Source organism: Streptomyces zingiberis (assembly GCF_012034935.1).
GTDB classification, from domain to species: domain Bacteria; phylum Actinomycetota; class Actinomycetes; order Streptomycetales; family Streptomycetaceae; genus Streptomyces; species Streptomyces zingiberis.
Window position 1 is genome coordinate 62,115 of the sequence record NZ_JAATEN010000013.1, and the last position, 18,352, is coordinate 80,466.

The following is an 18,352-nucleotide window of genomic DNA, read 5'->3' on the forward strand; positions in this document are numbered from 1 at the left end:
TTGTCACGCTTCCGGACACCGGAGACGCGCTTCGGCGCTGCGGGACGTCTTGACATGTCCGTCCGGGAGCCGCAGCATCGAAGCGCTTCGAAGGCGGACCCGCGCCCCTCCGGCCCGCTCCCTGCCCGTGTCCGCCCGGCGTCCACCCCGGGCGCTCCGGGCGACCGGTTCGCCGTACCACGCTGTTGCTCCCGCCCAGCCCCGCTGCGTCTCCCCCACCCACCACCTGCGCCTCTCCCACCCACCACCCTGCGTCTCCCCCACCCACCACCCTGCGTCTCCCCCACCGCCCCGCGAGTCTCCGGGGCGCCCGGCCGCGAGGAGTCCCCGTCCGTGTCCACCGCACCGCCCTCCCCCGCCGGCGCCCCGCCCTCGGCCGCGCGGCGCGTGGACGACCTGCTGGCCCGGCTCACGCTCGACGAGCGGATCGCGATGCTCCACCAGTTCGCGCCCCCCGTCGAACGGCTGGGGCTGGCGGCGTTCCGCACCGGGCAGGAGGCGCTGCACGGGGTGGCCTGGATGGGCCCGGCGACCGTCTTCCCGCAGGCGGTGGGGCTCGGCGCGACCTGGAACCCGGAACTGCTGCGCCGGGTCGGCGAGGCGGTCTCCACCGAGGTGCGGGCGATGCGCGCCCGGGACCCGCGGGTGGGACTCAACGTCTGGGCCCCCGTGGTCAATCCGCTGCGCGATCCGCGCTGGGGCCGCAACGAGGAGGGCTACGCCGAGGACCCCTCGCTGACCGCCGCGCTCGCCACCGCCTACACCCGCGGGCTCCGCGGTGACCACCCCGAGGTGTGGCGCACCGCGCCCGTGCTCAAGCACTGGCTGGCCCACAACAACGAGACCCTGCGCGACACCAGCTCCGCCTCCGTGCCCCCGCGGGTGCTGCACGAGTACGATCTGCCGGCCTTCCGCGGCCCGGTGCGCGGGGGCGCCGTCGCGGGGGTGATGCCCGCGTACAACCTGGTCAACGGGGTGCCGAACCATCTCTCCCCGTATCTGGCGGAGGAGCTGCGCCGCTGGACGGAGCGGGAGCTGGTGGTCTGCTCGGACGCGGCGGCCCCCTCGAACCTCGCCGGTTCCCAGGGGTACTGCGCCGACCACGAGGAGGCGCTGGCCGCCGCCCTCCGCGCGGGCGTGGACAGCTTCACCGACCACGACCAGGACGCCGGCCCCACGATCGCCCGGCTCCGCGGCGCGCTGCGGCGCGGGCTGATCGACGAGGGCCACATCGGCACCGCCGTGCGCCGGCTGCTGCTGATGCGCGCGGCGCTGGGCGAGTTCGACCCGGAGTCCGACCCGTACGCGGGCACCGGACCGGAGTCCTTCGACACCCCCGCGCACCGGGCGCTCGCCCTGGAGGCCGCCGAGCAGGCGGTGGTGCTGCTGAAGAACGACGGTCTGCTGCCGCTGCGCGACTCCGGCGGTGCGGCGGAGGCCGGGGGAACGGACGGGTCCGGGACCGGGTCCGGGACGGCCGGTGAGCCCGGGGAGCACGGCGGCGCTCCCACGGTCACCGTACTCGGCCCGCTCGCCGACGTCTGCAAACGGGACTGGTACAGCGGGGACTTCCTGCGCAGCGTCACCCCGCGGGAGGGGCTCGCCGAGCGGCTGGGCGCCCACCGGGTGCGCCACGAGAGCGGCGACGACCGGGTCCTGCTCCACTGCGCGGCGGGCGGCGTGCTGCGCGTACCGGCGGGCGCCCCGGACCGCACCCCGGCGGACGAGGGGTCGTTCAACCCCGCGCACACCGCGGCCCGGACCGATCTGCCGCCGGTCACCGCGGACGCGGAGGGCACGGTGCTGGCGCTCACCGACTGGGGCGGCGGCGTCCTCACCCTGCGCGCACCGGACGGGCGGTACCTGAGCGTGGCCGGTGACGGCTACGTCCGGGCGTCCGCCGAGCGGCCCGGTGGCTGGGTGGTGCGGGAGACCTTCGCCCTGGAACCGCGGGACGGCGGGCGGCTGCTCCTGCGCCACCTCGCCACCGGCCACCCCTGCGTGCTCACCCCGGACGGACTGCGCGCCGCCCCCGCGGCGCCGGAGCCGGACCCCCCGGCGGCCCATCCCGCGGAGCGGGGACTGTTCACCCTGGAGGTCGTCGAGCGCGGCGAGGACGCCGTGGCCCGGGCGGCCGCGGCGGCGGGCACCGCGGTGGTGGTCCTGGGGAACGACCCGCACATCAACGGGCGGGAGACCGAGGACCGCACCACCCTCCGGCTCCCCGACGCCCAGCGCCGGCTGTGGCGGGCCGCGCGCGCCGCCAATCCGCGCACCGTCCTGGCCCTGACCAGCAGTTATCCGTACGCCGTCCCGGACGCCGACGCCGAGCTGGCCGCCGTGGTGTGGACCGCGCACGGCGGCCAGGCCGCGGGCACCGCCCTCGCCCGGGTCCTGTTCGGGGACGTCTCGCCGGCCGGGCGGCTGCCGCAGACCTGGTACGCCTCGGACGACGACCTGCCCGGCCTGTTCGACTACGACATCATCGGGGCCCGCGCGACCTATCTCTACTCCGGCGCCGCACCGCTCTACCCCTTCGGCCACGGCCTGTCCTACAGCCGCTTCGCCTACACGGATCTGGCCGTGGTCCGGGACGGTGACGACCTCACCGTCACCCTGTCCGTCACCAACACCGGGGAGACGGCGGCGGACGAGGTGGTCCAGCTCTACGCCCGCGCCGAGGAGCCCCGGGTGCCGCGTCCGGACCGCCAGTGGGTCGCCTCCGAACGCCGCCGGCTGGCGCCCGGGGAGCGCGGCCGGTTCCGCTTCACCGTCCCGGTGGCGGCGCTGGGCCACCACGACGTGGCGCACGGCCGCTGGACCACCGACCCCGGCCGCTACACCCTGCTGGCCGGTGCCTCCTCCGCGGATGTCCGGCTCACCGCCCGGGTCATCGTGGACGGGCCGCCGCCCGCCCCGCGCCCGGTGGTGCGGCGGGGACTGGCGGCCGACGCGTACGACAGCGCGTCGAACGTCCGGCTGGTGGACCGGGCCCCGGGGCGGGACGGCGCGGTCACCCCGGCGGACGGCGCCGCACCGGCCCGGCTGGCCTTCCGCGCCTGCGACTTCGGGCCCGGGGACGGGCCCGGCGGCGGCCCCGGCGGGGAGCCGGCCACGGCCCTGCTCACGGTGGCCCGCACCGGACCGGGCGCCGCCCGGATCGAGCTGGCCCTCGCCGGTCCGGCCCCGCTGGGCGCCGTGGACATCCCGCGGACCGGTGAGGAAGGGGACCGCCACCCCTACCGGACCGTCGAGGTCCCCCTGGAGCGGACCCCGCGCGGGGTCCGCGACCTGCTCGTCACCGTGCGCGGGGCGGCCCGCCTCGCGCGGATCGACTTCCGACTCCGGGACGCACCGAGGGAGCCGTCCCGGGCGGCCGCACCACGCTGACCCGGCACCTCCGACGTCTCCCGGGCGGGTGAGACGCCGGAGGACCGGGCCGGCACCGCGGTCGCGCAAGGACGGCCGGGACGCGTCGTGTGGGCTGCGCGTCCCGGCCGTTCGGCATGGTGCCCGGGCTCCGCCGGTACGGGCCGGGCGGCGGTGCGGGAGAGCGCGCGGGCCCCGGGCGCCCGCGCGGCGGACCCCGCGGGCGGCGCCCCCTGGACACCCCGGCGGGCCGGGCCGCGTGGGCCCGGCCCCCGGATCAGCCCGGCCCCCGGCTCATGGGCCCGGGACCCGGATCAGAGGTCCAGCCCCGTGAGGACCATCACCCGCTCGTAGGTGTAGTCGTCCATGGCGAAGCGGACGCCCTCACGGCCGGTGCCGGACTCCTTGGTGCCGCCGTAGGGCATCTGGTCGGCGCGGTAGGAGGGCACGTCCCCGATGATCACGCCGCCGACCTCCAGCGCCCGGTGGGCCCGGAACGCCGCCCGCACGTCGTGGGTGAACACGCCCGCCTGGAGCCCGTACCGGGAGTCGTTGGCCGCCGCGAAGGCCGCCTCCTCGCCCTCGGCCCGGCTGAGCGTGAGCACCGGCCCGAAGACCTCCTCGCAGGCGAGCTGGACGCCGGAGGGGACGTCGGCCAGCACCGTCGGCGCGTACGTGGCGCCGTCCCGCTCACCGCCGGCGAGCAGCGTGGCACCGGCGTCCACCGCCTCCCGCACCCAGGACTCCACCCGCCGCGCGGCGTCCTCGCTGACCAGCGGGCCGACGTCGGTGGCCGGGTCGGACGGGTCGCCCGTCACCAGCTCCTTGACGGCCGCCACGACGCGGGGCACCAGCCGCTCGTACACCGAGGCGTCGGCGATGACCCGCTGCACGGAGATGCAGGACTGGCCGCCCTGGTAGTTGGAGAAGGTGGCGATCCGGCTCGCGGCGTGGTCCAGGTCCGCGTCGGAGGACCAGTCGGCGAGGACGATCGCCGCACCGTTGCCACCGAGTTCGAGGGTGGTGTGCTTCCGCGGCACGGACTCCAGGATCGACCAGCCCACCGGCCCGGAACCGGTGAAGGAGATCACCGGCAGCCGCTCGTCCCGCACCAGCTCCGGCATCCGGTCGTTGGGCACCGGCAGCACGCTCCAGGAACCGGCGGGCAGCTCCGTCTCGGCCAGCAGCTCGCCGAGGATCAGCGCGGAGAGCGGGGTGGCCGGGGCCGGCTTGAGCACCACCGGCGTGCCCACCGCGATGGCCGGGGCCACCTTGTGCGCGCACAGGTTGAGCGGGAAGTTGAACGGCGCGATGCCCAGCACGGGTCCGCGCGGGAAGCGCCGGGTCAGGGCGAGCCGCCCGGCGCCGCCGGGGTCGGTGTCCAGCCGCTGGGCGTCCCCGCCGTTGAAACGGCGCGCCTCCTCGGTGGCGAAGCGGAAGACGGAGACGGCCCGGCCGACCTCGCCGCGCGCCCACTTGAGCGGCTTGCCGTTCTCCGCGGAGATCAACTCGGCGATCTCCTCGGACCGTTCGGCCAGCCGCCGCGCGACGTGGTCCAGGGCCGCGGCCCGGACGTGCGCCGGGGTGGCCGCGAACTCGGCCCGGACGGCGTGCGCGGCGGCGACGGCCTCCTCGACCTGTCCGTCGGTGGGGACGCTCACCGTGCCGACGAGCCGGCCGTCCCAGGGGGAGGTGACGTCGAAGGTGTCGTCGCCGGCCGCCTGCCGGCCGGCCAGCCAGAACGCATGGGTGTGGGTCACAGCGGATCCCGGCCTTTCCGAGGTGGTGGGGAGACGGTGCGCACGGCGCCGCCGCGGCGCTCCGCGGGCGGGGTGCCGCACCCCACGGTAGGGGCGGGCGGCCCGCGGGTCGCTTGTCCGCGGTGGAGTGGTCGGGGCCCCGCTCCTGACGCTTCGGCGCGCGGCCCGCCCCGGACGGGAGCGCCGGCCCGGGCGGAACGCCGGGTGAGCCGGTGAGCCGGGTGACGCGGACCCGTGGGCGAACGGTGCGTGCGAAGGGTGGCGGCACACGGGAGCGGACGGGGCCTGCGGCTCGCGCGCCGGCCCGGCCGGGCGGGCTTGGTGGGCCCGGTGGGCCCGGCCGCCGGGCCGTCCGGCACCACCGGTGTGCGCGGCCGGGGGCCGCGCCGGCCGGTCCGCGCCGGATCGCCTTCCCGCCGTACCGCCGCGCCGGTCGGCCCGCCGCGTCAGTCGGCGCCCGTGGCCTTCAGGGCGAGCCAGAGTTCCATCCTGGCGTCGGGGTCGTCGAGCGAGCGGCCGAGGATCTCCTCCACACGCCGCATCCGGTAGCGCAGGGTGTGGCGGTGGACGCCGAGGTCGGCGGCGGCCGCGTCCCACTGGCCGTGGTGGGAGAGCCAGGCGCGGAGCGAGGCGACGAGATCGCCGCGGCCCGTGGCGTCGTGCTCCCGGAGCGGGCGGAGGATGCCCTCGGCGAACGCCCGGACCGCGTCGTCCCCGAGGAGCGGCAGCACGGAGCCGGCCGCCACCTCCTCGTGCTCCACCAGCACCCGGCCCCGCCGGCGCGCCACCGACAGCGCCTGCTCCGCCTGGCGGTAGGCCGAGACGGCGGCGATCGGCCCCGTCGGGGCGGAGAGGCCGACGGCGAGTTCGGCGCCGGACCCCGCCCCCCGGCCCCGGGAGCCGCCCCGGCGGCGCCCGGCCGTCCCCTCGCGGCGCCCCTCGATCTCCGCGGCGAGCCGTTCGCAGGCGGCGACGGCCGAGCCGCCGTCCGGGGCGAGGACCACCAGCCGTTCACCGTCGGGCACCGCGAGCACGTTCTCACCGCCCCGGGCGGCCGCCGTCTCCAGGACGTCGGCGAGGCCGGCGAGGGGGTCCGGCGCCCCGCCGGCGCCGGGTTCGCCACCGGGCGGCGGCGTGGTTCCCGTGGGCTCCGCCACCAGGACCCGGAAGGGCGCGTCCAGCAGGTCGCCGTAGAGGCTGCCGGCCACGGTACGGGCGTGGTCCGGCTCCCCCGCGAGGAGCATCCGCATCACGGCCGCGCCGAGCCGCTGCTCCGCCCCCGCCAGGGCCCGGGAGCGTTCCGCGGTCAGGGTGAGGAGGGCCACCGCCGAGTTGACGGCGTACCGCTCGGCCGTGCCCAGCGGGGCGGCGGTGCCGACGGCGAGCACGCCGTGCGCGCGCCGGCCGCTGCCCAGGGACTGAAGTTCGACCCGGTCCGTCTCGTCGTCCGGACTGCCGGTGCCGCCGGTGACGGCGCTTGCCGGGGCGGGGCGCCCGACCAGCCGCTCCACCTCGGCGGTGAGCCGCGCCGCGCGGCGGGCGGCCCACTCCGGGGCGGCGGCCGTCACGGCGCCGGACCGGTCGTAGAGCGCGGCCCAGCCGCCGGTGTACGCGGCGAGCCGGGCCAGCAGCGCCCCGGGCCCGTCCGCGGCGAGCGCCGCGCGGGTCAGTTCCCGCTGCGCCTCGAAACCCGCGGTGACGGCCCGGTACTGCTCGGCGGCGATGGACGCGGAGACGGCCTTGCTGATCGCGATGAACGGGGTGCGCCGGGGGACCGCCAGCACCGGCATGTCCTCCGCCCCGGCGGCCTCCAGCAGCGCCTCCGGCACATCCGGGTGGTGCACGCCGACGGCGAAGGCCAGCCCGACGACCCGGGCCGCGGCCAGCCGGCGGACGTACTCGCGCATCGCGGCCGGGTCCTCCGCGTCCAGATTCAGCGCGGTGATCATCAGCAGCTCGCCGCCGTCCAGGTACGGCGCGGGATCGGCCAGTTCACTGGCGTGCGCCCAGCGGACCGGGGTCTCCAGCCGGTGCTCCCCCGCGCGGACGGTGAGCTTCAGCGCGGGGTGCGCCACCAGGGAGGCGAGCGTCGGGGGCATGGCTCCTTCACGGGGTGTGCGGAGATCGGGCACGGTACCGGAGAGCCGGGGTGCCGGGAGATCCCCGGCCGGACGGCGGACGGCCCGGTCGAGTAGGCCGTCCCGTAGGAACGCCCTGAGTCGATTCTGCCTCAATGGAGCAGTTCCGCGCTCCCCGCGGACCCGGCCGTTCCCGGCCCGGCGGGGGCGCCCGAGGCGCTCGCCGCGCCCCGCCGCGGAGTCCGGCCCACGGCGGCCGCCCGCGCGCTCAGTCCCGCAGGTTCACCAGCAGCGGGGGCATGTGCTCGCCCCGGGCGGTGGTCAGCGAGACCACCGCGTGCTCCGGCGGCAGGGCGTGCGCCAGTTCGGACGCCGACCAGCGTTCCCGCTCCACCTGGCGGACCGTCACCGACTCGCTCGTCACGGCCCGCCCGGTGACCAGTTTGCGGATGAAGTGCGCGATCCGGGTGAGCGGTTCGTCGGTGATGATCTGGCGGTTGGTGACGTCGCGCATCTCCACCCACTCCTTGCCCCACACCTCCGCGAACCGCGCCCCGTCCCAGGTGGTGACCCCGGCGAACGCCATCCGGCAGCCGACCGCGCCGAGCAGTGCGCCGCGCAGCGCCTCCGGCACGTCGTCGAGGGTGCGCAGGGTCAGCACGGCGCCCGCGTTGGCCGAGCGCAGCCGCTGGATGCCGCGGAGCGCCTCGGCGGAGACGGTGTCGGAGGCGTCGTGCAGGACGAGGCAGGCGAAGAGCGAGCGGTCGGCCCGGCTCACGGCGCACTCGGTGAACTGCGCGAGCACCAGCCGGGCGAGGATCCGGGACGCCTCGGCGTGGCCCCGCTCCGGCAGGTCGATGCGGACCCGCAGCGGATGGTCCAGCGCGCGCAGCGAGAACGGCCGGCTGTCCGCGCCGGTGGCGAAGAAGCCCGCGAAGGCGGGGCGGTCGAGCAGCGCCAGCCGGTCGGCGAGGAGGGCGCAGGCGTCGTCCGAGCGGCCCGACTGCCGCTCCCGGGCGTCCAGCTCCCGGGCGTGGGCGAGCTGCCCGGCATCCCGCAGGGCGGCGCGGAGCCCGTCCAGCGCGGCGGCCGAGCCGTCCAGCAGCTCGCGCAGCTCCGGCACGGCGGGGAAGCGGCCGTGGGCGGCCCGGAACGGGCCGAGGAGCTGGGCCAGCGCGGTGGCGGCGCGGCGGGCCGGGCCGCCGGGGTGGGTGGCGGCCAGGTCGCCGACGAGGGCCTCGGCGAGCACCCCGGCCGCCTCGTCGGGGTCGGTGGTGCCGCCGTAGAGGTCGAGGTCGTGCGGGGAGTCCGGGCGGCCGATGCGCACGACGACGTCGAAGAAGGCGTCGGGGGCGAGTCCGGCGCCGGCCGCGCCCACCGCCACCACGGCGGTGCGCCCGGCGAGCGCCTGGAGGCAGAGCGACTCCACGAGGGGGCGGACCAGGCGCCCGGTCTTGCCCGCCCCGGGCGGGCCCACCGCCAGCACGGAGGTGGCGAGCAGCTCGGGCGCCAGGGCGAAGCCGGCGCCGCGGTGCGGGTAGGGGTTGCGCCGGTCGTCGGCCGCGGTGCCGAGCCGGACCTGGCCGGTGGCGAGGTCGTGGCGGGCGGTGCGGACCGGCAGGTCCCGGTCGCCGGAGGGGTGGACGCAGGCGGCGGCGCCGTGCCGGAGCACGGTGTCGGTGAAGGAGGCCAGCCGCTCGGGCCGGGTGCGCACCGACTGCCAGGCCCGGGTGATGCGGGCATGGTCCACGTCCGTCATCCGCCCGGCGCGGGCCTCGGCGGCCAGCCGCTCGGCGGCGTGCGGCGCCCCGCCCTCGCGCAGCCCGGGCCAGTGCGCGGGGTCGGCCTCCGGCGGGGGCGGCGGGGCGTCCCGCCCGTCCCCGTCGTCCCACAGCTTCCGCAGCAGCGGGGCCACCCAGCGGCGGTGGAGCTCGGGCCAGCGGCCGAGCCTGCCGAAGATCACGACGAGGGCGGTGGCGAAGAGGCCGTAGTAGAGGTAGGCGGCGATGACGAAGGCCAGGTTGTCACCGCCCGCCGAGCGCCAGGAGTCGGGGGTGAACAGCAGCAGCGGCCAGAGCCAGTAGTCCCCGAGGTAGCCGTTCCAGCAGAGCGACCACACCAGCCAGCCGCAGAGGAGGGAGATCACCGCGCCGCTCAGCACGGAGCGGGCGGGCAGGCGTTCGGGCTCCTCCGGTGGGCGGGGCCGGTGGCCCTGGCGCCAGATCCCCGGCGGGGCCTCCGGCCGGGGCGCCCGCAGCCAGTCGAGGAACGGCGAGCGCTCCCCGTCCGCACCGGGCGGGGGGTACGGAGGGTGGTCCACCGCTCGCGGGCCGGGCACGGGCGCGGGGGGCGCGGCCGGCGGCGCCGGGGGACCGGACGGGGCCGCGGGCGGCCACCCGGGCGGCGCGGCCGGTGGCGCGGCGGGCGGCGCGGCGGGCGGCGCGGCCGGGACGGGCGGCGGCACGGCCGGCGGCGGTGCCGCGCCCGGCCGCCCGGTGGACCGCCGGCCGTCGTGTGCGCCTTCGGTGTCCATGTGCGTGTTCGCCCCCTGCCCCGCCAACCGGCCTGCTGTCGCTCTCCGTTCAATCTAGTGCCCCGAGGGCCGCCAGGTCCCCGCCGCGCCCGGCGCCCACGGTTTCACCGGCCCTTCCCGCGTCCCGTCCTTCCGGTTCCTCCGGGCCCCCTCCACCCCTCACAGCCCCGGGAAGACTCCGCCGCGGACAACGGGACACGCCCGCCGCTACCGATCGGAGCATGCCCCCCGTCCGCGCCCGCCCCTAGCCTGCACAGTGCGGGGCCCGTTCCGGGCATTCCGCCGGGCCGCCCGCTCCCCCGACGGACGGCCCCCACGGACGGCACCCCCGGGCAGCGTCCCCACGGACCAGAGGAGATCACCATGACCGCAACCGCCGGAGGCCCCTCGCTCCCGCAGGAGCGCCGCGTCGTCACCGACATCCCCGGCCCCAGGTCCCGCGAGCTGCAGGCCCGCCGGACCGCCGCCGTGGCCGGCGGCGTCGGCTCGGTGCTGCCCGTCTTCACCACCCGCGCCGGTGGCGGCGTCGTCGAGGACGTGGACGGCAACCGGCTGATCGACTTCGGCTCCGGCATCGCGGTCACCTCGGTCGGCAACAGCGCCGAGGCCGTGGTGCGCCGGGCCTCCGCCCAGCTCGCCGAGTTCACCCACTCCTGCTTCATGGTGACCCCCTACGAGGGTTACGTGGAGGTGTGCGAGCGGCTGGCGGAGCTGACGCCGGGGGACCACGCCAAGAAGTCCGCGCTGTTCAACTCCGGCGCCGAGGCGGTGGAGAACGCGGTGAAGATCGCCCGCGCGTACACCCGGCGCCAGGCGGTCGTCGTCTTCGACCACGGCTACCACGGCCGCACCAACCTCACGATGGCCCTCACCGCCAAGAACATGCCGTACAAGCACTCCTTCGGGCCGTTCGCGCCCGAGGTCTACCGCGCTCCGGTGGCCTACCCCTACCGCTGGCCGACCGGGCCCGAGCGGTGTGGCGAGGAGGCGGCGGCCCAGGCCATCGACATGATCGAGAAGCAGGTGGGGGCGGAGAACACCGCCGCCATCCTGATCGAGCCGCTGCTCGGCGAGGGTGGTTTCATCGAGCCCGCGAAGGGCTTCCTGCCGCGGATCGCGGAGTACGCCCGGGAGAACGGCATCGTCTTCGTGGCGGACGAGATCCAGTCCGGCTTCTGCCGCACCGGCCAGTGGTTCGCCTGCGAGGACGAGGGGATCGTCCCGGACCTGATCACCACCGCCAAGGGCATCGCGGGCGGGCTGCCGCTCTCCGCCGTCACCGGCCGCGCGGAGATCATGGACGCGGCGCACAGCGGCGGCCTCGGCGGCACCTACGGCGGCAACCCGGTGGCCTGCGCGGCGGCCCTGGGCGCCATCGAGACGATGCACGAGCTGGACCTCAACGCCCGGGCGCGGCGCATCGAGGAGATCATGAAGCCGCGGCTGCGGGCGCTGGCGGAGAAGTACGAGGCCATCGGCGACGTCCGGGGCCGCGGTGCGATGCTCGCCGTGGAGATCGTGCGCCCCGGCACCACCGAGCCCGCGCCGGACATCACCGCCGCGGTGGCCAAGGCCTGTCACGCCGAGGGTCTGCTGGTGCTGACCACCGGCACCTACGGCAACGTGATCCGCTTCCTGCCGCCGCTGGTCATCGGTGAGGACCTGCTGGAGGAAGGGCTCTCCGTCCTCGAAGGCGCGTTCGCCGGTCTGTGACCCCTCCCGGCCGGTCCGGCCGGGGGCGCCCGCTGCCGGACCGCGCGCCCCCGGCCACCGGCCGCCCCGTGTTACCCACGGCTACAGCCAACCCCCGTGAAGAATGTGTGCGGAGCCCATGATGGTGGGGTGATCCGGGTTTCCGGGCCGTCGCCGGTGACGTACGGTCATCAGCAGTTGAGAGAAACACCCGTCCACGGGAGACCGCGGACGGTGCCGCGCCGGGGCGTCCCCAGCTCCGGAGCGGTGGCGCCCTGGCGCACACGACCGGGGCCACCGGCCCTGGGATTCTCCATCGGTCGGACGGCCGCCCGCCCCACACCCCCCGGGGCGCGCGGCACACCGGTCGTTGCGGCCGCCCCGGAACCCTCCCCCCTGTTCCGGGGCGGCCGCCACTTCTTCCCGGAAGGCCTGCCGGAGGGGTCCGGATGCTCCCGCCGTTCCCGCCCCTCCGCGGCCGCCGGCTCCTCCCGGCCCGCCGCCGCCCCCTTCCCGGCGCTCCCCGCCTCCCCGCCCGCCTCCCCGCCCTGCTCGCCGTGGCGTCCCTGCTGCTCTTCGCGGCGGTCACTTGGCAGGTGACGGCCGAAGGCCCCCTGCGCGCCGCGGACGAACGGCTGGGCGGACGGTTCGCCCGTCCGGGCGCGGACGGCGCCTGGGACACCCTCGCCGAGATCGCCGCCGACCTGGGCCATGTGCCGGTCGCCGCCGGGGCGCTGGCGCTCGCCGCCGTGGTGTCGGTCCTGCGCGGGCCGGCGCTCCGCCGCCCCGGCACGACGTCTCCGTCCGCCGGTGCCTCGCACGGGTGCCCGGCGGACCGGCCCGCCCCCGCCGGGCGCGCCCCGTGGCGGGGGGCTCGGCGGCACGACCTGATGCGGCGGCCGGAGGGACGGCGGGAACCGGCCGGGCCGCCGGAGCCGTACGGGCGGTCGTCACCGTCACGAGCCGGCGGTTCCGGGCCGTGCCCGCGGTCCCGCGCACCGGGCTCCCGGCCGCCCCGCCCCCCGTCACAGACGCAGTCGCCCTCGCACGTGCCGTCGCCGTCGCCCTCGCCCTCGCCCTCGCAGCAGGGGTCGAGGCCCCAGCGGACCGTGCCGGTGCTGCGGAAGCGGTCCCCGCGCGCGCCCGCCGGCCGGACGCAGCCCGGCCCCCGGTGGCTGCCCCCGCTGGCCGCCGCGGCGGCGCTGGCGGCCGTACCGCTGCTCGTCGTCCCGCTGAAGGCGTGGACGGAGCGTCCCGGCCCGGACGGGCTGCCCCTGGACGCCGGCGGGGGTTTCTACCCCTCCGGGCACACGGCCACCGCCGTCGTCGCCTACGGCGCCGCGGCCCTCCTGCTCCGGCCGCGGCTGCGGCGGGAGCTCCTCCGGCGGGCGGTGGCGGCGGCCGTCGTCCTGCTCAACCTGGCGGTCGGCGCGGGCCTGGTCGTGCGCGGCTACCACTGGCCGCTGGACGTGGCCGGGGCATGGCTGCTCTGCGGTCCGCTGCTGTGGGCGCTCAGCGGTCCCCTGGGCGCGCGCGGGAGTCCGCGGGACCGGGGGGACCGGGAGGATCACCCGAACCGCCGGGGCCGCGCGGGCCCGCGGAAGCCGCGGCCTCGTGCAGGGCCAGCTCCAGCAGCACCGGGTCGTTGAGCGTGCCGTCCGCCTCCGGCCGGACGACCCAGCGCACCCCGCCCGTGGCCACCCCCGGGTACGGCACGACGATCCAGGTGCCGCGCCCCGCCGCCCGCACCCCCGTACCGACCCAGCGCTCCGCCGTGCCGGGCGGGACGAAGAAACCGGTGCGGTCGTCCCCGAAGTCCGCCAGGACGGGGCCCGTCCGGCCGAGCCGCGTCAGGACCTCCAGCGCCGGGAACCCGAGCCACCCCGGGACGATCAGCACGTCCCAGCGGCTGCCGGCGGGCAGCAGGGCCACCCCGAGGGGATTGCGCTCCCAGGCGGCGACGCACGCCGCCGGATCGGGCGCCGCCGCCGCCAGCCAGCCGGCCGCCGCGCCCGCACCGTCCGCCTCCGTGCCCGTGCCCGTGCCGTGCATTCCGAACGCCTCCCCGGTCCCCCGTGTGTCGGCTGACATCTGAGGAGGGGCCACGGGCCGCCAATCGTCACACCGGCCGCCGCGCCTCCACCCGCGGAGCGGCGGAAGGTCCGGAAGCGCCGGCGGGGCGCGGCGATGGCCGGCCCGGCGGACGGCACGGTTACGCGCGCCGCACGGCAGGGGCGGGCGCCACACGGCAGGGACGGGCGCCACACGGCAGAGACGGCAGGGCGACAGGGCGGCAGGGCGGCAGGACAGCGGCCCGGGGCGGCACACGGCGGCCGGAGGACCGGCCGCCGTGGCCGGTTGCCTACGATGAGGCTGCTCCCGCCGGGCCCGACGCCCGCGCGGAGCCCCCGTACGGCCGCGCCCAGGAGGACCCGATGCCCGTTCCGCAGCCCTTCATCGACGGTCTGCCCAAGGCCGAGCTCCACGTCCACCACGTGGGCTCGGCCTCGCCGCGCATCGTCTCCGCCCTCGCCGCCCGCCACCCCGACTCCCCCGTGCCCACCGACCCCGAGGCGCTCGCCGACTACTTCGTCTTCCGGGACTTCGCCCACTTCATCGAGGTCTACCTCTCCGTCGTGGACCTCATCCGCGACCCGCAGGACGTCCGGCTGCTCACCTACGAGGTCGCGCGGGACATGGCCCGGCAGAACATCCGCTACGCCGAGCTGACCGTCACCCCGTACAGCTCGACCCGCCGTGGCATCCCCGACGCGGCCTTCGTGGAGGCCATAGAGGACGCACGCAAGGCCGCCGAGGCGGAGCTGGGTACCGTCCTGCGCTGGTGCTTCGACATCCCCGGGGAGGCGGGCCTGGAGTCGGCCGAGGAGACGACGCGCATCGCCATCGAGCAGCAGTGCGAGGGGCTGGTCTCGTTCGGGCTGGGCGGCCCCGAGATCGGCGTCTCCCGGCCGCAGTTCAAGCCCTTCTTCGACCGGGCCATCGCCGCCGGACTGCACAGCGTCCCGCACGCCGGTGAGACCACCGGCCCGCAGACGATCTGGGACGCCCTGACCCACCTCCGCGCGGAGCGCATCGGCCACGGCACCAGCGCCGTGCGCGACCCCCGGCTGCTGGAACACCTGGCGGAGCACCGCATCCCCCTGGAGGTCTGCCCCACCTCCAACATCGCCACCCGCGCGGTGCCCCACCTCGACGAGCACCCGCTGAAGGAGATGGTCGCCGCCGGGGTGCCGGTCACCATCAACAGCGACGACCCGCCGATGTTCGGCACCGACCTCAACACCGAGTACGGCATCGCCGCCCGCCTGCTGGACCTGGACGAGACGGGCGTCGCCGCCCTGGCGAAGAACGCCGTCGAGGCGTCGTTCCTGGACGCGGCGGGCAAGGCCCGGCTGACGGCGGAGATCGACGCGTACACGGCGGAGTGGCTGGGGCGGTGACCCTCACGGGCGGGTGAGCGGGGCGGCGGCCGTCACGACCCCCCGAGCGGGGTGACCGCGCTTCGGCCACAGCCCCCGCCGGCACCCCGCGCCGGGCCGGCGGGGAGGGAGCCCGGGCCGCTCACTCCCGGGGGAACCGGTCCGTCTCCAGCGTCCAGTCCGTCCCGAGCGGGGAGAGGTCGAGCTTCTCACCGAAATCCACGGTGAGTTCGCTCTCGTACTCCTCCCCCTCGGGACGGCCGAAGGCGTGGCACTTGCCCGTGTACGGGTCGGCGATGAGATGGACGGGGACGCCGGCGCGGGCGTGGACACGCTTCTTCCTGACGTAGTCGTTCTCCCGCGTGGCCCGGGAGACGATCTCGGCGACGAACTCGATGTCCCCGTGGTCCCACCGCCGGTTTCCGTCCTGCCGGGCCTCGTCCGCGAGCTTGACGACATCAGGCGCGAACCCGTTGAGGCCACCCGGGAAGTCGAACCGCACACCGGACTTCACCTTGACGTCCAAGCCGAACCGGTCCTCCAGCGTGCGCACGATCCTCCGGATGATTTCCCAGTGCGCGTCCCGCTGCGGCGACATCTGGATGGCCCCCTCGACAATCTCCACCCGGTAACCCTCGGGGACGGGCATCTGCTCCAGCAGCTCGAACATCTCGTCGAGACTGAGCTCGTCGCTGTCGGCCATCTCGATCCTGTCGGTCAGTTCGATGGTCACGTGCCGGCTCCTCCCCGGCGCGCCTCCCGCGGGCGCGGCCGGGAAATACAACGATACGCAGAGCCGGCCGGTCACGCCCGCGCCCGTGGCCGGTCCCCCGCCGGCCTCACTCCGCGGGGGCCGCCTCCCGGCTTCCCGGCGGAGTGTCACGCACCCCCAGGCGCAGGTGTTCCACGTGGTGGAGGGCCTGGTCGAGGAGTTGGGCGACGTGGTCGTCGTGGAGGGCGTAGACGATCGAGCGCCCGTGGCGTTCGCCGGTGACCAGGCCGAGGTTGCGCAGCAGCCGCAGCTGGTGGGAGCAGGCCGAGGTCTCCATGCCGACGGCACCGGCGAGATCCCCGACCGCACAGGGCCCTTCCTGGAGGCGCGCCAGGATGTGCAGCCGCGACGGGGTGGCGAGGGCCTGGAGGGTCGCGGCGACATCGGCGGCGCCGAGCGCCTCAAGACGTTCACGGGTGGTGGCGCTGCTGGTCGTGACACGTCCGTGGCCCATGCGCCCCATCATAGGAGGAGCCACATTTGAATACCTGTTCATTCGTTCCTGTAACGTGGGTGCGCCACCCTGCCCCACCCGAAGGGTCCCTCCGCCATGTCCTCCGTCCTCACCCAGCGGCCCGCCGGTCCCGCCGCGCCGGCCACCGGGCCGCGCCCGGCACCGCCGCGCCGTACCCGCCTCCTCGCGCTCCCGGAGTCCCGCTGGGCGCTCGCCGCGCTGGTGCTGTTCCTCCTGGCCCTGCCCCCGTACCTGCTCGGGGCGCCGGCCTGGCTGTGGGGGACCCTCTTCGCGGCCACGTACGCCACCGGTGGCTGGGAGCCGGGGTGGGAAGGGCTGAAGGCCCTGCGGGACAAGACGCTCGACGTGGACCTGCTGATGGTGGTGGCGGCGCTCGGCGCCGCGTCGATCGGGCAGGTCCTGGACGGCGCGTTGCTGATCGTCATCTTCGCGACCTCCGGCGCCCTGGAGGCGGTCGCCACCGCGCGGACCGCGGACTCCGTGCGCGGTCTGCTCGACCTCGCGCCCCCGGCCGCCACCCGGCTCCTCGCCGACGGCACCGAGGAGACCGTGGACGCCGCCCGGCTGGCGCCCGGGGACGTCGTCCTGGTCCGTCCCGGGGAGCGGGTCGGCGCCGACGGGCGGGTCACCCACGGCGCGAGCGAGATCGACCAGGCCACCGTCACCGGCGAACCGCTGCCGGTCGCCAAGCAGGTGGGGGACGAGGTGTTCGCCGGAACCGTCAACGGCACCGGCACCCTGCGCGTCCGCGTCGAACGCGACCCGTCGGACTCCGTGATCGCCCGGATCGTGCGGATGGTCGAGGAGGCCTCCGAGACCAAGGCACCCACCCAGTTGTTCATCGAGAAGATCGAGCAGCGGTACTCGATCGGCATGGTCGTCGCCACCCTCGCCGTCTTCGGCGTCCCGCTCGCCTTCGGCGACACCCTCCAGGCGGCCCTGTTGCGGGCCATGACGTTCATGATCGTCGCCTCGCCGTGCGCGGTGGTGCTCTCCACCATGCCGCCGCTGCTGTCCGCCATCGCCAACGCGGGCCGCCACGGCGTCCTCGCCAAGTCCGCCGTCGTCATGGAACGCCTCGGCCACGTCGACACCGTCGCGCTCGACAAGACCGGCACCCTCACCGAAGGCACCCCGCGCGTCACCGATCTGCGCCCCCTCCGCGGCAGCGGGCTGGACGGAGCCGCGCTGCTGGCGCTGGCCGCCTCGGCCGAGCACCCCAGCGAACACCCCCTCGCCCGGGCCGTGGTCGCCGCCGCCCGCGAACGGGGGCTGCCGCTGCCGGAGGCCGGGGAGTTCTCCTCCGCCCCCGGCCAGGGCGTCACGGCCACCGTCGGCGGGCACACCGTCCAGGTCGGGGCGCCGTCCCGCCTGCTGCCCGATGCCGCGGACGCGCCGCACCGGGCCGTGGTCGCCGAACTGGAGGAAGCGGGACGGACCGCCGTGGCCGTGCTGCGTGACGGGGCGGCGGTGGGCGTGCTGGGGATCGCCGACCGGCTGCGGCCGGACGCGGTGGCGACCGTCGCCGCGCTCACGGCGCTGACCGGCCGCGCGCCGGTGCTGCTCACCGGCGACAACGAGCGCGCCGCGCGGCGCCTGGCCGCCGAGGCGGGCATCACCGAGGTCCGCGCCGGACTGCTGCCCGAGGACAAGGTGGCCGCCGTCCGGGCGTGGGAGGCCGAGGGACGCCGGGTGCTGATGGTCGGCGACGGCGTCAACGACGCGCCCGCGCTCGCCGCCGCGTACTCCGGGATCGCGATGGGCCGGGCCGGCTCGGACCTCGCCCTGGAGACCGCCGACGCCGTCGTCGTCCGGGACGAACTCGCGGCCGTCCCCGCCGCCGTGCGGCTGTCGCGCGCCGCGCGCCGTCTGGTCCTGCAGAACCTGGCCGTCGCCGGCACGTTCATCGCCGTCCTGGTCGCGTGGGACCTGATCGGCACCCTTCCGCTGCCCCTCGGCGTCGCCGGGCACGAGGGCTCCACCGTCATCGTCGGCCTCAACGGCCTCCGCCTGCTCCGCGAGGCCGCCTGGCCCCGGACGGACGGGGACCACGCCTGAGGAAGCACGCCCGGCGCGGCCCCTGACGTCACGCGGACGTCCCGGCCCCTGCCGGAGCCGCCCGCTCCCGGCCCTTCCCCCGGGAGCGGGCGGCTCCGCACGGGGACCCCCGGGCCGGGGCGCAGCCACCGGCGGCTCCGACCACGCGGGACCGCCCCCGGGCAGCCGCCGGCCC

Annotated in this window: 10 protein-coding genes and 2 pseudogenes; 6 read left to right on the top strand and 6 right to left on the bottom strand. The window is 76.9% G+C overall.

The features are described 5' to 3' along the window. The first annotated feature begins 333 nt into the window (after positions 1-333). The gene (locus HCK00_RS17340) at positions 334-3,390 is read left to right on the top strand and encodes a glycoside hydrolase family 3 C-terminal domain-containing protein (RefSeq protein ID WP_311765364.1); all 3,057 of its coding nucleotides are present in this window, start codon (positions 334-336) and stop codon (positions 3,388-3,390) included. Positions 3,391-3,683: 293 nt separating this feature from the next. Here the strand turns inward: HCK00_RS17340 and HCK00_RS17345 are convergent, their stop codons facing one another. The 3 genes from HCK00_RS17345 to HCK00_RS17355 all read right to left on the bottom strand — a co-directional run bounded on the left by HCK00_RS17345 (position 3,684) and on the right by HCK00_RS17355 (position 9,740). Next, entirely contained in the window at positions 3,684-5,129 is a 1,446-nt protein-coding gene (locus HCK00_RS17345; protein WP_168102892.1) for an aldehyde dehydrogenase family protein, read from the bottom strand. Positions 5,130-5,575: 446 nt separating this feature from the next. Beyond that, the gene (locus tag HCK00_RS17350; protein ID WP_168102893.1) at positions 5,576-7,228 is read right to left on the bottom strand and encodes a PucR family transcriptional regulator; all 1,653 of its coding nucleotides are present in this window, start codon (positions 7,226-7,228) and stop codon (positions 5,576-5,578) included. Between the two features lie 247 nt (positions 7,229-7,475). Then, positions 7,476-9,740: an ATP-binding protein gene (locus HCK00_RS17355; protein ID WP_168102894.1), complete on the bottom strand. Its 2,265-nt coding sequence runs from the start codon at positions 9,738-9,740 to the stop codon at positions 7,476-7,478. A gap of 363 nt (positions 9,741-10,103) precedes the next feature. Between HCK00_RS17355 and gabT the strand changes: the two genes are divergently transcribed. From gabT to HCK00_RS28740, 3 genes and pseudogenes are all read left to right on the top strand, one after another. Further along, positions 10,104-11,453: a 4-aminobutyrate--2-oxoglutarate transaminase gene (gene gabT / locus HCK00_RS17360; protein ID WP_168102895.1), complete on the top strand. Its 1,350-nt coding sequence runs from the start codon at positions 10,104-10,106 to the stop codon at positions 11,451-11,453. Positions 11,454-11,707: 254 nt separating this feature from the next. Beyond that, positions 11,708-12,031: pseudogene (locus tag HCK00_RS28840) on the top strand (hypothetical protein); the annotation flags it as partial. A 291-nt stretch (positions 12,032-12,322) separates the two neighbouring features. Beyond that, positions 12,323-12,931, top strand: a pseudogene (locus tag HCK00_RS28740) (phosphatase PAP2 family protein); the annotation flags it as partial. 13 nt (positions 12,932-12,944) lie between these two features. Here the strand turns inward: HCK00_RS28740 and HCK00_RS17370 are convergent. After that, a complete protein-coding gene (locus HCK00_RS17370) occupies positions 12,945-13,484 on the bottom strand; it encodes a hypothetical protein (RefSeq protein ID WP_240965649.1) in 540 nt (179 codons plus the stop codon). A 383-nt stretch (positions 13,485-13,867) separates the two neighbouring features. Here HCK00_RS17370 and HCK00_RS17375 point away from each other — a divergent pair, with 383 nt between their 5' ends. Further along, entirely contained in the window at positions 13,868-14,893 is a 1,026-nt protein-coding gene (locus HCK00_RS17375; protein ID WP_168102896.1) for an adenosine deaminase, read from the top strand. Between the two features lie 121 nt (positions 14,894-15,014). Here HCK00_RS17375 and HCK00_RS17380 read toward each other — a convergent pair whose 3' ends face one another. Together HCK00_RS17380 and HCK00_RS17385 are read right to left on the bottom strand one after the other, a co-directional pair. Continuing rightward, positions 15,015-15,605: a Uma2 family endonuclease gene (locus tag HCK00_RS17380; protein ID WP_168102897.1), complete on the bottom strand. Its 591-nt coding sequence runs from the start codon at positions 15,603-15,605 to the stop codon at positions 15,015-15,017. A gap of 106 nt (positions 15,606-15,711) precedes the next feature. After that, entirely contained in the window at positions 15,712-16,098 is a 387-nt protein-coding gene (locus HCK00_RS17385; protein ID WP_168102898.1) for an ArsR/SmtB family transcription factor, read from the bottom strand. Between the two features lie 96 nt (positions 16,099-16,194). Here HCK00_RS17385 and HCK00_RS17390 point away from each other — a divergent pair, with 96 nt between their 5' ends. Further along, the gene (locus HCK00_RS17390) at positions 16,195-18,177 is read left to right on the top strand and encodes a heavy metal translocating P-type ATPase (RefSeq protein ID WP_168102899.1); all 1,983 of its coding nucleotides are present in this window, start codon (positions 16,195-16,197) and stop codon (positions 18,175-18,177) included. Positions 18,178-18,352: the final 175 nt, after the last annotated feature.

What these genes read in the sequence shown, in the direction of transcription:
- HCK00_RS17350 (WP_168102893.1), bottom strand. Translation starts at nt 7,228, where the DNA reads ATGCCCCCGACGCTCGCCTCCCTGGTGGCGCACCCCGCGCTGAAGCTC.
- HCK00_RS17355 (WP_168102894.1), bottom strand. Translation starts at nt 9,740, where the DNA reads ATGGACACCGAAGGCGCACACGACGGCCGGCGGTCCACCGGGCGGCCG.
- gabT (WP_168102895.1), top strand. Translation starts at nt 10,104, where the DNA reads ATGACCGCAACCGCCGGAGGCCCCTCGCTCCCGCAGGAGCGCCGCGTC.
- HCK00_RS17370 (WP_240965649.1), bottom strand. Translation starts at nt 13,484, where the DNA reads ATGCACGGCACGGGCACGGGCACGGAGGCGGACGGTGCGGGCGCGGCG.
- HCK00_RS17375 (WP_168102896.1), top strand. Translation starts at nt 13,868, where the DNA reads ATGCCCGTTCCGCAGCCCTTCATCGACGGTCTGCCCAAGGCCGAGCTC.
- HCK00_RS17385 (WP_168102898.1), bottom strand. Translation starts at nt 16,098, where the DNA reads ATGGGCCACGGACGTGTCACGACCAGCAGCGCCACCACCCGTGAACGT.
- HCK00_RS17390 (WP_168102899.1), top strand. Translation starts at nt 16,195, where the DNA reads ATGTCCTCCGTCCTCACCCAGCGGCCCGCCGGTCCCGCCGCGCCGGCC.